Origin of the sequence: Dyadobacter pollutisoli (genome assembly GCF_026625565.1) — a bacterium.
Taxonomy (GTDB): Bacteria; Bacteroidota; Bacteroidia; order Cytophagales; family Spirosomataceae; genus Dyadobacter; species Dyadobacter pollutisoli.
This window is the reverse complement of the sequence record NZ_CP112998.1, coordinates 2,079,519-2,100,920: the sequence shown is the minus strand read 5'-3', so window position 1 is coordinate 2,100,920 and position 21,402 is coordinate 2,079,519. Positions and strand designations below refer to the sequence as shown.

Genomic DNA, 21,402 nt, shown 5'->3' with positions numbered 1-21,402 from the left:
ATTTTACCCAATAAAATCCCACTTGACTCCCTACCTCACATTTTTGGCACCATTGCATTCGTATGGTCAGTCTGCCAGCGTTCTATACCGCCGGATCGCTGATGCCCGGCTTACCCGTTTCAACCCTTCCGGCCACCCGTCGCATGAAACCATTTTCTTCCGAAGTTTTGACTGAAAAATCATACCAGTTACCCGACGTAGCCAACGGCCATTCTTTTTTCGCTTTGCCACGGGACGTCAGCTGAAATGTCCAGGGACCTCCATGATCATAAACATTGGAATGAATGGTAACTTGCACCGAAACCTTGCCGGGGTTTTGCAGTTCCAGCATCAGCATACCCTTTTTATGGTCATATCCGACAGAGATCTCCGGTTCCTGGTTTTTCCTGTTTCCCGAAAACTTGCGAAAGTACCCGTTCGGGCCATAAACTTCCAGATCGTAATCGCCATTATCCTTTGACAAATCCCACTCGTCCGCAAGCTGCTTGCCAGCCTCCACGGTATATCGCCGCGGAATGCGGTCCAAATGTTTGAGATCGTACACATGGAACACGGCACCGGCAGTACCAATATTTTCAAATTTCAGTCTGATTTCGTTTGTATTTTGAGTCTGTTCCGCATGCGTATGCAGCCTGTACGGGAGTGCACGTGAGAAACGGGTGCCTTTTTCATAAAACAATGGCGCAGGTGATTCAGGTGCGGCAGCTTTCGGCAGTAATTTTGACGACGCTTCCAGATCAGCATAATTGGCGGTATCCGGCAGTTTTGGAAAGACCGGATCATTGGGGTTCACAAAGTCGAATGCAGAAGTAAGGTCACTACTCACCGCCCGGTGCCACGGGCTGATCGCTGGGATGCTCACTTTAAAACGCTTTTCCAAAAACTGCCCGACGGAAGTATGGTCAGCGACCTGCGAATCTACCCAACCACCTTTGCTCCAAGGAGATATGATGTACATCGGCACTCTCGGCCCCATTCCCCATGGCCGGATATTTCCGCTAATCGTATCCCTTTTATCCTGATAGATCCGCTTTTTCACCTCGCCGCCCTTTTTCATACTCGCTTCCAGGAATGGGTTCGGGAAGGAAGTTGTGCCTTTGTCATTATTGAAATACATCCCGGCAATGTCCATCGTAGCCTTACCAGCAAGTGTACCGTCCATGTTAAATGAAGGTACCGCAGGAGCTGGCAAATGGTCAAACAACCCATCGTTTTCATCGAATGTGAGGAAGAAAACGGTTTTGCTCCACACCTCAGGATTCGAAGTAATGGCCGTCAGCACCTGATGGGTAAAGTCGCCTCCCCGGTTCGGGCTGGACGGTCCGCTCGGGTGTTCGGAATTGCTTTTGGACGGCAGTATCCAGCTTACCTGAGGCAATGTTCCGTCCTTTACCTGTCTGGTAAGGTCATCCAGCGACCAGTGTTTCATGCCATTTTCATAGATCGGCGATCCCGGTTTTGCCGTCCGGAAGCTCTCAAAGGCCAGACAACCATGCATCGCACCCTCCCAGTTATCATTAGGGTCCTGGTAAATTCGCCAGCTGATTCCTGCTTTTTGCAAAACGTCCGGGATCGTGTCCCATTTAAATGACGATCCGCGGTACACGTAACCCGGCTCGGGCATGAGTCCCGGCTGGTTGGTACCTTCTGCATGCTCTGGCCAGCAGCGCAGGTTCACAGGCTCTGAGTCCGCGTCCGTACAGTTGATGCCCGCGGCCCTTTTTGCCGGATCAAAATTAGAACCCGACCAGAAAACAATGCGGTTTGGATCAGTACCGGTGGCAACGGAGCAATGATAGGCGTCGGAAACCGTGAACGACTCGGCCAGCGCATACTGGAACGGAATCTCTTCCCGGGTATAGTAAGCCATTGAAAAAGGCGTCTTGAACATAGGCCAGTAGCCATACTTCCCCTGGTTCCAGGCGGCCTGCGTATCCGGGAAATCGTGCGGTGTTCCATTCACGAGAGCTGCATTCATGGTCTTTTTGTCAGCCCGGTAAGGTGGAATTTCCCGTTTTCCATCGGACTGAAAAAATACATTTTTCCCAGTTTCCAGTGGGATCGGAAAGCGGTCGCCGAAACCTCTTACGCCACGCATTGTTCCAAAATAATGATCAAATGAACGGTTTTCCTGCATGAGAATGACTACGTGCTGCACGTCCTGGATACTCTTGGACGGATTGTATGCATCCACCGCCAGTGCTTTTCTGATCAATGGGGGCAATAAATTCAATGCGACACCCGCGCCAGCGGACATTTTAATAAACTTTCGACGGTTAATTTCGGTCATAATGGGTTTAGGATGAAAGGTCAGAAAGTAAGTAAACCTCCTGATTACTAATGTTGTAATTTATTTACCAAAAATATAATATTGCAAATATTGTTTCATTAATCCATTTTTCTAATTTGGCCTCCAATGCGGCAATTCAATCGTATCAATCAAACAAAAAACAATTAATCCAATCTATTAACATGAAAAAGGTAAACTATTTATTAATTCTGCTTGTGACCATCAGCATGTTCTCCGTAGCAGCGCGAAAGGCCATTGTTGCCAACGATCTGATCGGGACCTGGAAGTACACTGTAAGCAATGTACCGCCGGAATACGAAACTGGCGTCATGACTTTTGAGCAAAAGGACGACAAGACCGTGGGCTACCTGGGATCGACCGAAAAAATGGAAATGAAGGAGCTGACCATTGACCAGAGCAAGGTCACATTCAAGCTGGATTTCCAGGGCGGCCTGCTAACCGTAACCATGACCCAGGACGGTGAAAAACTAAGCGGTACCATCGTATCCCAGGACGGAGAATTCCCGATTACCGCTACGAAAGAGGCTCAGAAGTAGCTGGTTATCATGAGTTTGTCGCCATTGTAATGTTAATGCTCGTACCCGAACCAACTACGGATTCGTAAATACATTCGGCACCGATCAAATTGCAGCGGCGGAGTATGTTACGCAGGCCTGAGCCAGAATCGCTCATATCCCGTTTCATAACAGCAGCATAGTCGAAACCTTTGCCGTTGTCTTTAATTGAAAGTAGAAATTGCCGATCGCTGTATCGAACACTCAGCGTCACATTGCTAGCCGCTGAGTGCTTCATCATATTATTCAAAATTTCCTGGGTTACGCGAAATAGTACAATTTCTTTTTCGTAGCCCAGGGAAAATGGCTCCCCTTCCACTGTAATCTCAGTAAGAAATTTATTGGTTTTCCTTATCCGCTGCAGATCGTGCGTAATGCTTTCGATCAAGCCAAATTGCTGCACAAAATCACCGTCAAGACTTTTACTTAACGACCTCACTTCCTGAATAGAAAGTGCGACAAGCTCACTGGTTTGTTTAATGTAATCGAGCGTCTCAATGTCAAGGCTCATTTCCTCCACCACATTCAAATTGATCCGCACAATGGACAGTAATTGTCCGATATTATCATGCAGTTCCTGGCCAATTTGTTGCAGCGTATTATTTTTTACCTCGTTTTGAGCTTTGAGGATTTCATGTTCAAACTGCGCACGTATACTTGCCTTTTCCTGATTGTTGACAATTTGCCTTTGCTTCAAATACAATAAGAGATAAATAATAAAGACACTTACAATCAGCAGGACTATTGTGCCGATAATAATTATGACGAGTACCCGGTATTCCGTTGAGTACATAAAAAGCTAATAATAAACATGATATACAAATATATGTTTAGAATCGGATTTAATAGATAAATCGCAAATGCCAGTTCCTTGTCAGCAATATCTGATCCAAGTCCCTGCACAAAAATGCTTCCCATTGAAAAGACAAAAATGCCAACGCTGATCCAGAAAAGGGGTATTTTGGTGATTTTAACAATGTCCTGGCTTTGCGATAACTGCCAGAAATATTCTAATGTCAGCCAGATAAAGACCAGACACCGGGCGATAAAAGTGTAGTTGTGTGTGAAATGGTCCGAGAGAAATATCATGTTGACCAAGACAAAAATAGTGTAGATACAAAAACTGATCATTACCCAGCTTCGCCTGCGGGTAGCGATGGAATAGTAATAGAGAAATGCGATGAATCCGTACTCGATAATTCCAAAGACATTGTACAACGCCAGGAAATATTTCATATCAATCTTGAAGTACCATTTGGAAAGATCCACGGCAATTTCAACTAATATTAGCAGGACGAAATAAATCCAGAGAATATTAAGTCCTTTTGGTAAGGCGCCCCGTTTGGCAAATGCAATAACAACAGCCACAAAAAGCGTTGCCAGATATAAATAAGTCAGAATAAGGAATACTTTTTCGAACATAAAGAAGGAACCCAGGATTTTAGTGTCCTGGGCTTTTGAAGTTGACAATCAGACGACAGGTAATTTTTGCAATTTCTGTATTTCCTTTATCCAATGTGCAAGTTTCTTATCTCGCGTTCCCGCCACCGGGAAGCCGGGAGTCGGGCAACATTTCGCAGGGTCGCCAGGTCGTACAGCTAAATTGACCTTCTGCTTGTGATCGCTTTCAAGAATATCTTCAAGTCTTAGCGGTTTCAGTGCCATTGTTATGAAAATGTCATTGCCGTTGGGATTGTCATCTAATGCAGGACACACGTTAATTCCAATGCAATCCTCGGCGCTTAGTATTTGAAGAATATCTCCCGCAGAAAAGAAAAATGTTTGGGTATTTTCCTTTTTATAACCGAAAACCTTGTTAAATAGATCAGTCGCAACTTCGAGTAGGCCTTCATCTGAACATAGATTCCCATTAAATTTTGCTCCTTCATTCTGAACGTCCGACATAGTAATTAAAGGTTAGATTGAAAAATATGAATAAATAATGCATTCAAATTTGATCCATAAATCCCTTCATCACAACCAGAAATACCACGTTTCATGGAGGGTAATTCACCCCGAAAGTAAGTAACCGTATAGCCTCAGAAGTTGATCAAGGCAAAAAACTACTACCGGTTACTTGCAAAGACAACGATCCGGTACTATTTTCGGATTGTGAAAAGGTTTATCCTACATATTATGCTGACGATCCTGATACTTGACACCACGTCATTGTACCAGGTTTTCAAAGTACCTTCCCTCATCAGTCACTTTGTGGAGCATAAGGCATTGAACCACGATATCAGCTTCATGGACTTCCTTTCGATGCATTATTGGGGCGATGACCTTAATGATAATGATGACGACAAGGACATGCAGCTGCCTTTCAAGAAGTTTGAAATACAGCATACCAGCTTCCTTTTTACGCCTTTCTCGACCTCTTTTACTTTCAAAAATACCCTCTGGCCCGTCAAGGCTGACTATGGCCCTCACAAGCCTCAGCTGCATTATCATGCCGCTTTGCGCTCGCTTTTCCGGCCACCGCAAGTGTAAATACATATGCTGTACAGGAATTTTACGCCCTGTCAATCTATGTTCGCATAAACCTATGCGTCCATAGCTCATTTGCTATGTATTTATAATTCAATTCGTTATGCTAAACAGAATTATCCAGTTCTCTGTGAAGAACAAACTGGTGATCGGCATATTCATGTTGCTGTGGGTGATCTACGGCAGCTATGAAGTGAGCCGGTTACCCATAGATGCAGTCCCCGATATCACCAATAACCAGGTGCAGGTGATCACGACCGCACCCTCGCTTGGCGCGGAAGATGTCGAACGCCTCATTACTTTTCCTATTGAACAGGCCATCAGCAACATTCCAGGCCTGAAAGAAAGCCGGAGCCTGTCCAGGTTTGGTCTTTCGCTGATCACCATTGTTTTTGAAGACGGCTCGGACATATACTGGGCCCGCCAGCAGGTTACCGAGCGACTTTCCCAGGTCGAGATCAATGAAAATGCAAACAAGCCTGAACTGGCGCCTGTCACGACCGGGCTCGGGGAAATATATCAGTATGTGATCAAGCCGCGTGACGGTTTTGAAAAGAAGTATTCGCTCGCCGATCTCCGGACTACCCAGGACTGGATCGTGCGCAGGCAGCTTCTGGGCACGCCCGGTGTCGCGGACGTTTCCACGTTTGGAGGCGAGCTGAAACAATATGAAGTGGCCGTAAACCCTGCCAGCCTCAAAGCTGCCAACCTCACGATCAGCGATGTATTTACCGCATTGAGTAAAAACAACCAGAATACCGGCGGTGCGTATATTGAAAAAGGTCCGGCGGTTTTATACATCAGAAGTGTGGGACTGGCCCGGTCCACGAACGATGTTCAAAGCATTGTGGTCAAAACCAATACAAGCGGTACGCCCGTCCTGATCAGGGACATTGCCGATGTGCGCATGGGCGCGGCGATCCGGTACGGTGCACTCACGATGGCGGGAAAAGGTGAGCTGGCAGGAGGCATCGTGATGATGCTTAAAGGTGGTAACTCGTCGGAAGTCATTGAGAACGTAAAGGCCCGCATTGCCGAAATTCAGAAAACACTGCCGGAAGGACTTGAAATAGAGCCTTTTCTGGACCGTACTAAAATGGTCAACAATGCCATTGGTACCGTAGAAAGTAACCTGCTGGAAGGTGCGCTCATTGTCGTTCTGATCCTGGTATTGTTCCTCGGCAACCTCCGGGCTGGCCTCATTGTGGCGTCGGTAATCCCGCTTTCCATGCTTTTTGCCATTGCTATGATGAACATTTTCGGCGTGAGCGGCAACCTGATGAGCCTCGGCGCGCTGGATTTCGGGCTGATAGTGGATGGTGCCGTGATCATCGTAGAAGCGATTTTGCACCATATGCATTTTTCCAAAAGGTATGCCAATGTCAACACTGTATCGCAGGAAGATATGGATAGCGAAGTAACTGGTTCAGCTTCCCGCATGATGAATGCAGCCGTTTTCGGTCAGATCATCATCCTGATCGTGTACCTGCCGATCCTCTCACTTTCGGGTATCGAGGGCAAGATGTTCAAGCCGATGGCGCAGACGGTAGCATTTGCGATTTTGGGGGCTTTCATTCTTTCGCTCACTTATGTACCAATGATCAGCGCGATGTTTATCAGTAAGAAAATCTCGCACAAGCCTAACCTCTCCGACCGTATCATGGCCCGGATAGAAAATGTCTATCATCAAATGCTGGTAAAGGCATTAGTGATCAAGAAGACATTGGTGGTTATCGCTTTTGCTTTGTTTGGTGTGGCCGTTTTTTTGTTTACTCAAATGGGCGGCGAATTTATCCCGCAGCTCGAAGAAGGTGATTTTGCAACTGAAACACGGCTATTGGCGGGGACCAACCTCACCATGACGATTGACGCGATCAACCGCATTTCCGAAAGCCTGCAAGCCCATTATCCCGAAGTAGAGAAAGTAGTTTCCAGGATCGGAAGTGCTGAAATACCGACCGATCCCATGCCGATTGAGGGTGGTGATATGATCATTGTTTTAAAAGATAAATCGGAATGGACCAGCGCGAAAACCTTCCCTGAGCTGGCCAGTAAAATGGCCGCCACGGCCCAGGAAGTGATGCCAGGGGTCACCACAGGATTTCAATACCCTGTTCAAATGCGGTTTAACGAACTGATGACGGGCGCCAAACAGGATGTGGTGTGCAAGATTTTCGGAGAAGATCTGGGCAAGCTGGCCGGGTATGCGGAACAACTTGGCGCTATTTCCAAAACCGTGGGTGGTACTGCGGACTGGTACATTGAAAAAGTGACCGGTATGCCGCAGATCGTGATCGAATTCAACCGGAGCGAAATTGCGAAATACGGGCTGAACATCGATGACGTTAACCGCACCATCAATGCTGCATTCGCCGGTGCGGCAGCAGGACAGATTTATGAAGGCGAGAAGAAATTTGACCTGGTGGTCCGCGTCGGTCGTGAGGGTCGCAAAAACATCAATGATGTTCAAAACCTGCCGATTTCGACTCCATCGGGCATTCAGATCCCATTGTATCAGGTGGCCAGCATTCAGGAAATAGAAGGACCAAACCAGATCCAGCGCGAAAATACCCGGCGCAGGATTATCGTCGGGTTCAATGTCCGAGGCCGGGATGTGCAGTCTATCGTAGAAGAACTGCAAAAGAAAGTGGAGGCAAAAATGAAGCTGGACGCAGGATATACCATCACTTACGGCGGCGCATTTGAAAATCTGCAACAGGCCAAAGCTCGGTTGAGCGTAGCGGTACCGGTGGCACTCCTGCTGATTTTTATCATGCTGTATTTTGCTTTTTCATCCGTTAAAGAAGGCGCGCTGATTTATACCGCGATACCTCTTTCGGCGATTGGAGGCGTTTTCGCGCTGGCAGCGCGAGGTATGCCATTCAGCATTTCCGCTGGTGTCGGTTTTATAGCGCTTTTTGGGGTAGCGGTACTGAATGGTATCGTGCTTATTTCGGAGTTCAACCGGATTAAATTGGAAGGTATCATCACCGATTCTTTGGAACTGGTCATGACGGGAACCCGAAACCGGCTGCGACCAGTGCTGATGACGGCCGCCGTGGCTTCTCTCGGCTTTTTACCAATGGCACTGAGCAATGGCGCAGGCGCCGAGGTGCAGCGTCCGCTCGCTACGGTGGTAATCGGCGGATTGATCACCGCTACCTTGCTCACATTGTTTGTGTTACCTGCTCTTTACCTTTTGTTTGATAGTAAACCCAAAACGAATGTTCCGAAAAAGGTAGTTGCCATGATTTTGACATTACTAGTCATCCAGGCAGCTAATGCACAGGATAAACCGAAAGAGATCAGTCTGGATGATGCTTTACAAATCGCTTTGACCAAAAATCTGCTGGTACAAGGTGCGCGGCTGAACGAAAAGGCGAGCGAACGTTTGCAATCCATCACATTTGATCCCGCAAAAACCAGTATCAACGCCGATTATGGTAAAATAAACAGCAATAACAACGACACCCGGATCGGTATTAGCCAGACATTCAGCTTCCCGGCAGTGTATTCCAATCAACGCAAAATGCTGGAAGCTAACTTTCTGATGTCCGGTGCTCAAAAGCGGTTGACCGAGCAGGAAGTACGCACCTCTGTCCGACAACTGTTTTATGAATATGTGGCCCTCAGCGAGCGTAAAAAATTGCTGACCTACGCTGACAGTATTTACCGGATTTTTGAATCCAAATCCAACCTGCGTTTCGAAAAAGGCGCTGCCAATGTGCTCGAAAAAACTGCGGCGCAAACACATCGGCAGCAAATTACCAACCAGTTGAATTTGCTGGAAAAAGACCTGGCTATCATGGCCAGACAGTTCAACTTCTTCATTCAAGATACGTTGCAATATGTGCCGGCAGTCACAGGTACACGCATTGAACATGCAATGACCGTGCCGGCAGATTTCCAGGTTGCCGGTGAGCTACCTATTGTGGAGCAAGCCAAATATCAGCAGGATGTACAATGGTTTAAATGGAAGACTGAAAAGGCAAAGCAGCTACCTGAGATAATGTTTGGCTATAATAACCAGAGCCTCATCGGCCCGCAGCAGGTACGTGGACAGGAGTTGTATTATAATGGTAAAGACAGGTTCAGCTACATCAGTGCGGGGGTGAGCGTCCCGATATTTTTCAAGGCGCAGTCGGCGCGAACAGCAGCAGCCAAACTGGATTGGGAGAAAAGCAAAAAGCATGCTGACCAGATCCGGCTGACTTCCCAGACCGAACTACAAAATGCAGCCGCGCAAGTTCAGAAATACATGGAAAGCCTGCAATACTATGAAAATCAGGGGCTCCGAAACGCCGATTTGATCATTAGCACGGCGGATGAGCAGTTTCAGGCTGGCGAAATCGACTATCTGCAATGGGTGATCCTGGTAGACCAATCCGTGACCATTAAGAGCGAATACATTCAGGTGCTGAATAGCTACAACCTGGCCGTGATCGAATTATTAAAGTTAAATAACCTGTAAAAGCATTTCACAATGAAAAAATACATCATCCTATTTCTCGGCTTCGGGATGTTAACATCTTGCGGAAGCAGCGACAAAACCGGTTCTGCTGAAACCACTGAAAAGGCCGATTCAATGGTTTCCGAGCAGATTGTTTCTTTCAATTCACAACAATTAAAGAGCGTCGGCGTGGAAGTTGGAACACCCAAAATGGAAAAAATCAGCGGCATTTTGAGTCTTCAGGGTAAAATAGACGTGCCGCCGCAAAGTACGGTCAGCCTGAGCTTTCCACTCGGCGGCTACCTCAAATCCACCAGCATGCTTCCGGGTATGCGTGTGAGAAAAGGTCAGGTACTGGCAGAATTAGAGGATATGCAGTTTATTCAATTGCAACAGGATTACTTGATGGCGCGTGAGAAATTCGCACTGGCAGAAACCGAGTTCAGCCGCCAGAAAGACCTGAATGCCAGTAAAGCAAGCAGCGACAAAGTGTTTCAGCAGGCACGCGCTGAAATGGAAACCCAGCGGATCCTGATGAATGCATTGGCACAAAAACTGGAAGTGATCGGAATCAATCCGGCACGGCTGAAATCCGACAATATCTCGAAAAGTGTCTCCATTTTGTCCCCTATCAATGGATTTGTTTCCAAAGTCAATGTGAACGTGGGCAAGTACACGTCGCCGACGGACATGCTTTTCGAGCTGGTTGACCCGCGTGACATTCATCTGGCGCTTCACGTTTTTGAAAAAGACCTGAATGCATTGTCCATCGGGCAGCATGTAGTGGCTTATTCCAATGGTGACCCGGGAAAAAAGTTTCAGGCTGAAATTATTCTGATCAGCAAAAATCTGGACCAGGACAGAATGGCGGAAGTACATTGTCATTTTGAAAAATATAACCCTGCCCTGGTGCCCGGAATGTACATGAATGGCGAGGTTTCGGTGAACAACAAGGAGGCGCTGACCGTGCCGGAAGAGGCCGTTGTGCGCTGGGAGAACAAGTTTTACGTTTTTACAGACCAGGGTAGCGGTCAATTTGAAATGACCGAAGTGACGCCCGGCCTGATCAGTCAGGGCAAGCAGCAGATTGAAGCAAAAGGGATGACCGGAGGTACCAGACTGGTTGTAAAAAATGCCTACGCCTTGCTCATGAAAATCAGAAATACGGAGAAAGAAGGCTAGTGACCGGAGCTACAATTTGTCGGGCGATGTGAACAAATTGTAGCTCCTTCATTATATTGGCCCCTTCATTCCCACTTTGACCCACGGAAATTACTCTTCCGGTTAACATGAAAGTCGTCCAGTTTACCATTCCTGTTTCAAAAGAACATACGATTGTCGTACAGGAAGACATACTGCCTCATTACTATAATCACCTGCACCGGCACCGTGAAGTGCAGATCGAATGGGTGGTGGAAGGTACCGGCATCCTGATCGCCGGCAACTATATGCAGCGGTTTGAATCCGGCGACGTTTACATTATCGGGGCCAACCAGTCACACATTTTCAAAAGCGACGAGGTTTATTTCCATCCCGAAGAAGATAAAAAGATACATTCTATTTCCATCTTCTTCGATCCCCGGCAACTTTCCGAAAACCTGCTCAGCCTTCCTGAACTGACTGTGATCCGGAAATTTGTCGATAGCCTGCATAATGGAATGCAAATCCCCGAGTCGGACGTGATCAAAAAAACCATTACCGAGATTGTCCATAGCAAGGAAAGTATGCGGGTCGCTTCATTTATAAAGTTGCTCCACCAAGTTTCCACGGTCAGGAATATCAAGCCACTGGCGACGAACAACAGCGAGCAGATCATTTCCGAGGTAGAAGGTATCAGAATGGACCAGATCTTCCAGTACCTGGTCGCTAATTACAAAAAACACATCTCCCTTACCGAAATTTCCGAAATCGCCAGCCTTACCCCGCAGGCATTTTGCAGGTATTTCAAAAAACACACGGATAAAACCTTTGTCAGCTTCCTTAATGAACTGCGGGTGAATGAAGCCTGTAAAATGATTGTTTCGGGTAAATTTGACAGTTTTTCAGATGTCTCTTATCAAACCGGTTTTGATAATGTGACCAATTTTAACCGTGTATTCAAGAAAACAATGGGCCAGTCGCCAAGGGAATATCTCAAAGATTTCCGGGAAAGGTTGATCTAGCAGGGATTTGACAAGTTTTAACTTCCAAAACACTTATTCATTATTCTACTATTCTGGCGAATTGCCGAATAAAATCTTCCAAATTAACCTTTAAGCCAAATTCCTGAGACAAATAAGTTAATATCGGTAAAAAAGCCGCTAATTAACATCAAGTTTTTAGTTTTGGTTAATGCTAATTTTACAATTAGATAACAGAAATGTTATCGGAGTGTCAAACAGAAATATTTATTAAGCATCAAAAAACTGCCCGAAATGGCAGCAGGATTTCTATTGCTTATTATTTCCAGAATGTCCACATAAACCCATGCCATGAAGATTTTTACATTGAAACAAAAGGCGTCTTTATATCTTCAAACCATAACCTTGTCAGCGCTTTGCCTTACGGCCACGGCGCAAAAATCTGCATTGCCTGCCTACCGCCCTACCTCTATTGAAATCGCCGATTCATATAAAAGAATGGAGCTAATGGATTCGCTGACGAAAGGTACGGTGCTGAAAGCGACCATTCAGGCAAACTGGGCACCGGACGGCCAATCGTTCTGGTACCGCAACTTTTTAAAAGACAGTCTCGCGGAGTACATATATGTAAACGCGGTACAAGGGAAGAAGACCAAAGCATTCGATCATCAAAAATTAGCAGCAGCACTTTCAAAAGCGTCGGATTCGACGTTTTCTGCCGCGAAGTTATCGGTTCATGATCTCCATTTTGACCTGGACAAACATACGGCGGTCATGCAGGCGAAAGGGAAATGGTACTCGTATGACACAGAAGGCAATGTGGCGCAGAAGATCGATAAGCCAACGTTTCCAAAAGCCAAAGAAATCGGCTGGACGCGGCAACTAAGCCGGTGGCGGCCATTCCGTGCGGACAGCATTTCGCCTGATAAAAAGAGCAAAGCATTTGTCAAAAACGGCAACATTTACATTGGTAACAAAGAAGGAAAAGACGCCAAACAGCTCACCTACGACGGAAACCCGCTGAAACCTTATGGCGAGCTGAGCTGGTCGCCCGACGGAAAATACCTGGTGTGCTACCGCATTACACCACAGGACGAACGGAAGGTGAGCATCATTTTTTCTTCCTTGCCTAACACCACTCGCGGTGAGGTCAAAACGCGGGGTTATGCGCAGCCCGGGGACGAATTCACCAGTTATGAAATGCACGTGATCAATGCAGGCACGCGTGAGATCGTGAAAGTGCAATCGGAAGCCATTGATTTTTTCGACGCACCGGTAATCCGTTGGCGCAATGGTGACGACAAGCATTTCACCTACGAAAAAGTAGACCGCGGTCATCAGCGTTTCAGGGTGATAGAGGTGGATGCTACTACCGGCAGCACCAAAAATATCATTGATGAAAAAACGGATACATTCATATATCAAAACCTGATCTACACGCACTACCAGCCCGAAAAGCACGAAATTATCTGGTCTTCCGAAAAAGACGGCTGGCGGCATTTGTACCTGGTCGATGAGCAAACGGGCAAGATCAAAAACCCGATTACCAAAGGCGAATGGGTGGTGCGTGACATTGACAGCATTGATACCGCCAAAAGAGAAGTGTGGTTCCGGGCCAACGGAATGAACCCGGATGAAGATCCATATCACATTCATTACTACCGCATTAAGTTCGACGGGACCGGCCTGGTGAAGCTTACGGATCATGCCAAAGCAAACCACAGCCTTACATTTTCTCCTGACCGGACTTACTACATTGATACTTATTCGACGATGACGAGCCCGCCGGTTTCGGAGCTCAGAAAAACGGCCGATGGCTCGCTGGTCATGGCATTGGAGCAGGCAGATATTTCCCGATACTTAGCGCTGGGCTTCAAGTTGCCCGAGATTTTTAAAGCGAAGGGCCGCGACGGTAAAACCGACATTTGGGGGATCGTGTATCGTCCAAGCAAATTTGACCCAAAGAAGAAATACCCAATTATTGAAAACATTTACGCTGGACCGCAGGATTCGTTCGTACCGAAAGCATTCCGTCACTATGGCGAAATGCAGAGCCTTGCAGAACTGGGTTTTATCGTAGTACAAATGGATGGAATGGGCACTGCGAACCGCTCCAAGGCCTTTCACGATGTGTGCTGGAAAAACCTGGCCGACGCCGGTTTCCCGGACCGTATCGCCTGGATGAAGTCACTTGCTGCCAAATATCCACAGGTTGATTCCACCAAAGTGGGCGTTTATGGCACCTCAGCAGGCGGACAAAACTCACTGGGCGCATTGCTATTTCACCCTGGCTTTTACGACGCGGCGGTATCTGCCTGCGGCTGCCACGACAACCGCGTGGATAAGCAATGGTGGAACGAGCAGTGGATGGGCTACCCCGTCGGGAAGCATTATGACGAACAATCGAACGTGACCAATGCAGCGAAACTGAAAGGCGACCTTCTGCTGATCGTCGGTGAAGTGGATACCAATGTACCACCGGAGTCTACCTACCGGGTTGCTGATGCATTAATCAAAGCTAACAAGGATTTCGAACTGCTTGTGATTCCCGGAATGGGACATAGTGACGGCGGGCCTTATGGCCGCCGGAAGAAAAGGGATTTTTTTGTAAATAAATTATTGGAGGTAACCCCTCCGAACCGGAATAAAATTGCATTGAAATAGTAACCTAACCTCCTCTGAAAAGTCTGAAAGTGGTTTTTGACGGCATTGCGGGTGCAATTGCTGGGTGGGAAAGGTATGTGCACTTTTGGCACAAAGTTAGGCGTAGTCTTTGACCCCTAATTTAAGACTTTGTCATCTGAGCGAAGTCGAAGGGCATGCACAGTGCAAAAAGCCCTTCGACCACAGCGGTGGCCGCTGCGCTCAGGGTGACAAAGCAATTACATGCCTTAGTTTTAATTATCATTTTTATGAAAAAGCTCTTACTCAATCTCCTCTGTTTCTTAATCATCGCCAGCTGCGCCAAAAAGCCTAGCTCGTCAACAGCCGTGGTTACCTCTGCAACACCCAGCGAGGGTCGGCGGCTCGAAATCCTATTCCTGGGCCACGACAGCAAGCATCATGACTCTGAGAAATATTTCCCGTCGCTGTCATTGCCTCTTTTCCAGAAAGGCATTAACCTGACTTACACCTCCGATCCCAATGCATTAAATGCTGAAAACCTGAGCCAGTACGACGGGCTGGTGATTTATGCTAACCACAATACCATTACCCCATCGCAGGAAACTGCATTGAAAGATTTTGTGGAGGGTGGCAAGGCGCTGATTCCGTTACACGCTGCCTCTTTCTGTTTTCAAAATTCGGATTGGTATATCAAAGCGGTAGGCGGACAGTTTCAGACGCACAAATATGGAACCTTCACTGCCCCTATCACCAAGCCGGAGCATCCGGTCATGGCTGGCTTGAAGCCGTTTGAAACTTGGGACGAAACCTACGTGCATACCAAGTTGAACCCAGACATTACCATTTTACAAGAGCGCATTGAAGGAGACCATCACGAGCCCTGGACCTGGGTGCGGACACAAGGAAAAGGGCGGGTTTTCTACACGGCTTATGGTCATGACGAGCGTACTTGGAAACAAAAAGGCTTTCAGGATCTGGTCACAAACGGAATTATCTGGGCTGTGAACGATGAAGCCAAAGCGCAGTTCGCCAGATTGAAACTACCTGTTCCCGAGTTCAAAGACGCCGATGTTCCCAACTATGAAAAACGTGATCCTGCTCCCAAATTCCAACTTCCGCTCTCCCCTGCCGAATCTCAGAAACTGATCCAGGTACCGGTCGATTTCGAATTGCAACTATTTGCATCAGAGCCAGATATCGTTAAACCCATTGCGATGGCGTGGGACGAAAAGGGGCGGCTATGGGTCATTGAAACAGAAGATTATCCCAATGAAATTCGTACCGAAGATGGTACCGGCAGGGACAGGATCAAGATCTGTGAAGATACGAACGGCGACGGTAAGGCAGACAAATTCACCGTGTTCGCGGATAAGTTGAACATTCCTACCAGTCTTACTTTTGCCAATGGTGGCTTAATCGTGGCGCAGGCACCGCATTTCATTTTTTTGAAAGACACCAATGGTGACGACAAGGCTGATATCCGTGAAAATATCATCAGTGGATGGGGCAAAAGCGATACGCATGCCGGGCCATCGAACCTGAAATATGGATTGGATAACAAGGTTTGGGGTGTGCTGGGCTATGCCGGTTTCCGAGGCACTGTGAATGGTAAGGCTACTAATTTCAGTCAGGGAATTTACCGGTTTGATCAGGACGGTAAAAATCTGGAATACATCGGAAGAACCTCCAATAATACCTGGGGACTAGGCTTTTCGGAAGATTTTGAGGTTTTTATTTCCACCGCCAATGGTAATTATAGCGGCCATTTCGCTATGCCGCTCGAATATCTGAAAAGAACGGTCGCGGATGGCTCAGGGAACACGGTGTACCAGCTGGACTCGCATTATGATATGAATTACCTCACGCCGGGTTTGCGTCAGGTGGATTTCCATGGCGGCTTTACCGCGGCTGCGGGGCATAACTTGTACACCGCCCGAAACTTTCCGAAACAGTACTGGAATGCAACTGCATTTGTCTGTGAACCGACGGGGCGGCTTTTGTACCAGGCTATGTTGAAACCAAAAGGCGCGGGTTACAAAGAGAAAAACGGTTTCAATTTGCTGGCAAGTTCCGACGAATGGTTCTCTCCTGTACACGCGGAGGTAGGCCCGGACGGCGCTGTGTGGGTGGCGGACTGGTATAGTTTCATCATTCAGCACAACCCTACTCCGCGGGGATTTGAGAATGGGAAAGGCAATGCGTACATCAACCCACTCAGGGATAACAAGCATGGACGTATATACAGGGTCGTTTACAAAAAAGCAAAACCTTACACGCCACTCAAACTTGATAAAAACGACGCGGCCGGACTACTCGCGGCATTGAAAAACGACAACATGTTCTGGCGCACCACTGCTCAGCGACTAATCGTGGAATCACAGAACAAAACACTGATACCGGAGCTGATCAAAATGGTGAATGACCTTTCCGTGGACGAAATCGGGCTGAATAGTGCTGCGGTACATGCGCTGTGGACATTGCAAGGGCTCGGCGCATTGGACGGCTCGAATGAGAATGCCTACCATACCGTTGTGCGGGCCATGCGTCATCCGGCTGCTGGCGTTCGTAAAAATGCTGTGAAGTTGCTTCCGCGTAATGAAAAGACACTTTCTGCATTGAAATGGACCAATTCAATCAATGATCCTGATCTGAAAGTACGGCTTGCTACCATTCAGGCGCTGACTGACTTACCTGCATCGGAGGAGATTGGCAAAATGCTTTATCTGGCTGGTCAGGATTCGGAGAATGCGGCCGATGAATATTTGTCGCAGGCCATATTTTCGGGTGTGATCAAACATGAGGCTGGGTTCAAAAATGCTGCCGCTAAGCTGAAAGACAGTACATTAACAGCCAGAATTGAGCGCGGACTCGTGCAGGAAACATACATTCTCAATCTCTGGTCACCACCGATCTATCATCCTGATGTAACGGCCAAAGAACTGAAAATCAATGCGATTGTAACGAAAGCAGACAAAGACCTGGCTGGGGTCATCGTATCGCAAGGCAACAAGCAGAACGGTTACAGCCTGTATATGCAGGACGGAAAATTGTACTGGCTGGTCAAACAAAATGGCACCGTTTACCAGATTCGCTCGGAGCAAAAGTTGCCGGATGACCGTTTCAACATTGTAGCGACATTGGCGGAAGGTGGTAAAATGACATTGGCCATTGATGATGAAAAACCGGTTTCTGGCCAGGCAGCAGCATTGTTTACCAAGCCATTTGACCCCGAAGAAATTCGGCTCGGCCGCGACCTGCGGGATGAAAACCGGGTGGGTGCTTATCCCGAGAACGCGAGGCTGCAAGGCTGGCTGGACGTCAAAAGTACATTGCACCTGAACCAGGTTGTGAAAGGCCAAAGTGATGTGAAAGTCTCAGTGGTGCCGTTCGACGAAAAACCGGCAGTTGTCAAAAAAGGTGTCGGAACGCCGGTAACCATTAACCTCAAAGTGATTGAGCATGAGATGAAATTTGACAAAAAGACATTTACCGTAAAAGCAGGGCAAAAAGTAACCATACGCTTTACCAACCCCGATTTTATGCAGCATAACCTGCTCATTGCCGCGCCGGGGACATTGGAAAAAGTAGGCGCCGCCGCCGATTTGCTCGCCAGGGAATCCAATGCGATCGCTATGAACTATGTACCGAAAATGAGTGAAATTCTGCATTCAACGGAGCTGGTAAGTCCCGAAGCCAGTGCCACACTGGTATTCATCGCACCCGACAAACCAGGCGATTACCCCTTCCTGTGCACCGTACCGGGACATTGGAGGATCATGAACGGAATTATGAAAGTGCAATAATATTACCCAATAAGCTCAACTAGAATTTATCACCATCTAACGCAATTTTACATGAAAAGAACATTATCCAGATTGATCCGGGAAATACCTCAGTTCCTGCTTTGCAGCATGGCATTGGTATTGTTCCTGTCGGAAAACGCCCTGGCTTTCGCCGATCGCCAGATTACGGGTACCGTGGTATCCGCCGAGGACAAAAATCCTCTGCCTGGTGTGACTATTATTGTGAAAGGAAATAATACCATTGGAACTGCGACAGACACCGAAGGAAAGTTCAAACTGACGGTACCAGAAGAATCGACATTGATACTGAGCTACATTGGTTATATCAGCCAGGAGATTATTGTAGGAAGTCGGAATGATTTCAGCATTGAAATGGCATCCGATCAGAAGCAACTTTCGGAGGTCGTCGTGATTGGGTACGGTACGCAAAAAAAGGGCGATATCACTAGTTCGGTGGCCAGCGTGAAGCGAGAGGATTTTATCAAAGGAACCGTGCGTGATGCTGCTCAGCTGGTGCAGGGAAAAGTGGCAGGTTTACGCATAACCACACCCAGCGGCTCTCCGGCGGCCAATACGCAGATCAACCTGCGCGGTATCAACTCGATCAATGGAACGTCTGACCCGCTGATCCTCGTCGACGGTATTCCCGGCGGCCTGAACACGGTCGCTCCCGAGGACATTGAGTCTGTGGACGTACTGAAAGACGGTTCTGCCGCTGCGATTTACGGTACGAGGGCAACAGGAGGTGTCATTTTGATCACGACCCGCAAAAATAAGGGTGGATCGAAGTCAACGATTGAGTATTCCAATTATGTCAATATCCAAACCATCGCCAGGCGCCCCGAGCTACTCACAGGCGACGATTATCGACAGAAAATCAAGGAAGGAATTGACTACCAGGATTACGGCGGCAACACGGACTGGCTTTCCGAAATCATGCAAAAACCGGTAAGTCACAATCACAACCTTACGCTTTTTGGCGGCAACAGTACTACCAATTTCACAGGTTCAGTCAACTACCGCGATTGGGAAGGAATTTTCCTGAGATCGGGACAAAACAGGTTTACGGGCCGCGCCGACCTGAACCATTCAATGTTCAACAACAAACTGAAAACCAATCTTCAACTGATCAATCGGGTAACCCGTTCCAAAGGGCCGGTAAACCCTGCGGATAATGCTGCCTGGGGCTACATTTATCGCCAGGCGATCATTCGTAACCCGACTGACCGTGTGAGAACCGATACCGGTGCGTGGCAGGAAAGAGATGGCTACTTCTACGAAAACCCTGTTTCGCGTATTTATGAATCCGATTTTGAAGGTACCTATAAAGAAATGCGGATGAGCGGAAGCCTGGACTACGCGCCAATCAATGATTTGAATTTCAAGCTGTTGGTTTCAAGCGTACAGAACAATGGCCTGGAAGGAAACTCAACGACATTCAAACACACCAACACGCGGCTCAGTAACCAGAATGCAACAGCTGGCCGCTTCACCTCCGCAAACGACGAAAAACTGCTGGAACTGACCGGTAATTATGCCAAATCATTTGGTAAACACCGCCTGACGTTACTAGGCGGATACAGCTGGCAGGACGCTACTTACGAATCCTTTTCAGCGAGCAACTGGGACTTCCCTACCGACGCTTACGACTGGAACAACCTGGGTGCAGGTGGCGCTTTGCAAAAAGGACAGGCTTCCATGGGTAGTACCAAAAACAAATGGCAGCTGGCAGGTTTCTTCGGCCGGTTTACATATAGTTTCGATGAAAAATACCTGTTTATGGCCAGCGTTCGCCGCGAAGGTTCGTCACGATTCGGGGTAAATAACCAATGGGGTACTTTTCCAGCTGCCTCGGTGGGTTGGAGAATCAGTAAAGAAAGCTTTTTGGAAAATATCATAGGCAATGCTGAGATCAAGCTGCGGGCTGGTTTCGGGATCACCGGTACGATTGCGAATTCGCCTTACCTGTCTCAGATTAGCTACAATTTCAGCCGTAACGAAGGTGCATTTATCGGTGGCAAATGGGTGCCTGGCTTTGTTCCGGCCCGGAACTTCAACCCCGATCTGCGCTGGGAGAAAAAAGAAGAAGTCAATGCAGGTGTTGATTTTGGTTTCATGAAAAACAGGATCAGTGGTTCTATCGACTTTTATAGCAGAAAGGTGAAGGATTTGCTTTATGATTTCCCTGTTCCAGTGCCTCCATACCTGACGGGTTCGATGTTCCTCAATGCGGGTACAATGAAAAACGAAGGTCTTGAAATTCTGTTAAACCTGGTACCGGTACAAACTGCATCATTCCAGTGGAATTCAGGGTTCACGTACTCTACCAACCGTAATAAACTGGTGAGTCTTTCCAATGACCAGTTTAAGGCTTCTAACGACTTTTTTGATGCAGGATACACCGGCGAACCGATTCAGATCAGCACCCACCGTGTGAAAGTAGGCGAACCAATCGGACGTTTCTTCGTATGGAAAAGCGTAGGCGTTGACGAAAAAGGCGGCTGGCTGATCGAGAATAAAGACGGCGAGATCATTCCAATTGCCGATGCACAGCCCGAGGATCGTCAATACTACGGAAATGGCATTCCGAAACACAATTTGGGCTGGAACAACTCGGTACGATACAAAAACTTTGACCTGGCCGTGAACATGCGCGGTGCATTTGGATACGACGTGCTGAATTACCAGAGCATGTTCTACAACAACCCGAAAAACAAGGCATATAACATGATGAAAACGGCGTATGATCCGATTGACGGTAAGGTTTTGAACAATGACCTGGTATATGTGTCCCACTACATTGAAAACGGTAATTACTGGAAAATCGACAATGTGACATTGGGTTATACCCTGCCCCAGAACCTGATCAAAGGCATGAAAAACGCGCGCGTATTTGTTTCAGGACTAAACCTGGCAACCATTACAGGTTATACCGGAATTGACCCCGAAGGCGTATCAATGACCGGTTTCGATCCCGGAAGTGACCAGCGCGACAAATATGCCACTACCCGCACATTCACTGCCGGACTTAGCGTAACATTCTGATCCACAA

The 21,402-nt window shown here is 47.5% G+C and carries 12 protein-coding genes; 8 read left to right on the top strand and 4 right to left on the bottom strand.

What is annotated here, in order from left to right:
• Positions 1 to 82 precede the first annotated feature (82 nt).
• Positions 83 to 2,290 (bottom strand): phosphocholine-specific phospholipase C, encoded by a 2,208-nt coding sequence (locus ON006_RS08645; RefSeq protein WP_244818875.1) that lies wholly within the window; start codon positions 2,288 to 2,290, stop codon positions 83 to 85.
• Between the two features lie 182 nt (positions 2,291 to 2,472).
• Between ON006_RS08645 and ON006_RS08640 the strand changes: the two genes are divergently transcribed.
• The gene (locus ON006_RS08640) at positions 2,473 to 2,847 is read left to right on the top strand and encodes a hypothetical protein (RefSeq protein ID WP_244818876.1); all 375 of its coding nucleotides are present in this window, start codon (positions 2,473 to 2,475) and stop codon (positions 2,845 to 2,847) included.
• Positions 2,848 to 2,854: 7 nt separating this feature from the next.
• Here ON006_RS08640 and ON006_RS08635 read toward each other — a convergent pair whose 3' ends face one another.
• The 3 genes from ON006_RS08635 to ON006_RS08625 form a co-directional block, all read right to left on the bottom strand.
• Positions 2,855 to 3,562, bottom strand: coding sequence for a sensor histidine kinase (locus ON006_RS08635; protein ID WP_244818877.1), 708 nt, complete (start codon positions 3,560 to 3,562; stop codon positions 2,855 to 2,857).
• Between the two features lie 62 nt (positions 3,563 to 3,624).
• On the bottom strand, positions 3,625 to 4,335 hold the full coding sequence (locus ON006_RS08630) for a hypothetical protein (RefSeq protein WP_244818878.1): 711 nt from the start codon (positions 4,333 to 4,335) through the stop codon (positions 3,625 to 3,627).
• The gene (locus ON006_RS08625) at positions 4,336 to 4,770 is read right to left on the bottom strand and encodes a hypothetical protein (RefSeq protein ID WP_244818879.1); all 435 of its coding nucleotides are present in this window, start codon (positions 4,768 to 4,770) and stop codon (positions 4,336 to 4,338) included. It abuts the gene before it with no gap.
• Positions 4,771 to 5,001: 231 nt separating this feature from the next.
• Here ON006_RS08625 and ON006_RS08620 point away from each other — a divergent pair, with 231 nt between their 5' ends.
• The 7 genes from ON006_RS08620 to ON006_RS08590 all read left to right on the top strand — a co-directional run bounded on the left by ON006_RS08620 (position 5,002) and on the right by ON006_RS08590 (position 21,395).
• Positions 5,002 to 5,355: a hypothetical protein gene (locus tag ON006_RS08620; RefSeq protein WP_244818880.1), complete on the top strand. Its 354-nt coding sequence runs from the start codon at positions 5,002 to 5,004 to the stop codon at positions 5,353 to 5,355.
• Positions 5,356 to 5,455: 100 nt separating this feature from the next.
• Positions 5,456 to 9,823 carry a CusA/CzcA family heavy metal efflux RND transporter gene (locus ON006_RS08615; protein WP_244818881.1) on the top strand — a complete coding sequence of 1,456 codons (4,368 nt, stop codon included), beginning with the start codon at positions 5,456 to 5,458 and terminating at the stop codon, positions 9,821 to 9,823.
• A gap of 12 nt (positions 9,824 to 9,835) precedes the next feature.
• Positions 9,836 to 10,984, top strand: coding sequence for an efflux RND transporter periplasmic adaptor subunit (locus tag ON006_RS08610; protein ID WP_244818882.1), 1,149 nt, complete (start codon positions 9,836 to 9,838; stop codon positions 10,982 to 10,984).
• A 107-nt stretch (positions 10,985 to 11,091) separates the two neighbouring features.
• Positions 11,092 to 11,964: a helix-turn-helix domain-containing protein gene (locus tag ON006_RS08605; protein WP_244818883.1), complete on the top strand. Its 873-nt coding sequence runs from the start codon at positions 11,092 to 11,094 to the stop codon at positions 11,962 to 11,964.
• Between the two features lie 309 nt (positions 11,965 to 12,273).
• Positions 12,274 to 14,586: a S9 family peptidase gene (locus tag ON006_RS08600; RefSeq protein WP_244818884.1), complete on the top strand. Its 2,313-nt coding sequence runs from the start codon at positions 12,274 to 12,276 to the stop codon at positions 14,584 to 14,586.
• 248 nt (positions 14,587 to 14,834) lie between these two features.
• Complete coding sequence (locus tag ON006_RS08595; RefSeq protein WP_244818885.1) at positions 14,835 to 18,350, top strand: PVC-type heme-binding CxxCH protein; 3,516 nt, start codon at positions 14,835 to 14,837, stop codon at positions 18,348 to 18,350.
• A 51-nt stretch (positions 18,351 to 18,401) separates the two neighbouring features.
• Positions 18,402 to 21,395, top strand: coding sequence for a SusC/RagA family TonB-linked outer membrane protein (locus tag ON006_RS08590; RefSeq protein WP_244818886.1), 2,994 nt, complete (start codon positions 18,402 to 18,404; stop codon positions 21,393 to 21,395).
• The last annotated feature ends 7 nt before the right edge of the window (positions 21,396 to 21,402 follow it).

What these genes read in the sequence shown, in the direction of transcription:
- ON006_RS08645 (WP_244818875.1), bottom strand. Translation starts at nt 2,290, where the DNA reads ATGACCGAAATTAACCGTCGAAAGTTTATTAAAATGTCCGCTGGCGCG.
- ON006_RS08640 (WP_244818876.1), top strand. Translation starts at nt 2,473, where the DNA reads ATGAAAAAGGTAAACTATTTATTAATTCTGCTTGTGACCATCAGCATG.
- ON006_RS08625 (WP_244818879.1), bottom strand. Translation starts at nt 4,770, where the DNA reads ATGTCGGACGTTCAGAATGAAGGAGCAAAATTTAATGGGAATCTATGT.
- ON006_RS08620 (WP_244818880.1), top strand. Translation starts at nt 5,002, where the DNA reads ATGCTGACGATCCTGATACTTGACACCACGTCATTGTACCAGGTTTTC.
- ON006_RS08615 (WP_244818881.1), top strand. Translation starts at nt 5,456, where the DNA reads ATGCTAAACAGAATTATCCAGTTCTCTGTGAAGAACAAACTGGTGATC.
- ON006_RS08610 (WP_244818882.1), top strand. Translation starts at nt 9,836, where the DNA reads ATGAAAAAATACATCATCCTATTTCTCGGCTTCGGGATGTTAACATCT.
- ON006_RS08605 (WP_244818883.1), top strand. Translation starts at nt 11,092, where the DNA reads ATGAAAGTCGTCCAGTTTACCATTCCTGTTTCAAAAGAACATACGATT.
- ON006_RS08600 (WP_244818884.1), top strand. Translation starts at nt 12,274, where the DNA reads ATGAAGATTTTTACATTGAAACAAAAGGCGTCTTTATATCTTCAAACC.
- ON006_RS08595 (WP_244818885.1), top strand. Translation starts at nt 14,835, where the DNA reads ATGAAAAAGCTCTTACTCAATCTCCTCTGTTTCTTAATCATCGCCAGC.
- ON006_RS08590 (WP_244818886.1), top strand. Translation starts at nt 18,402, where the DNA reads ATGAAAAGAACATTATCCAGATTGATCCGGGAAATACCTCAGTTCCTG.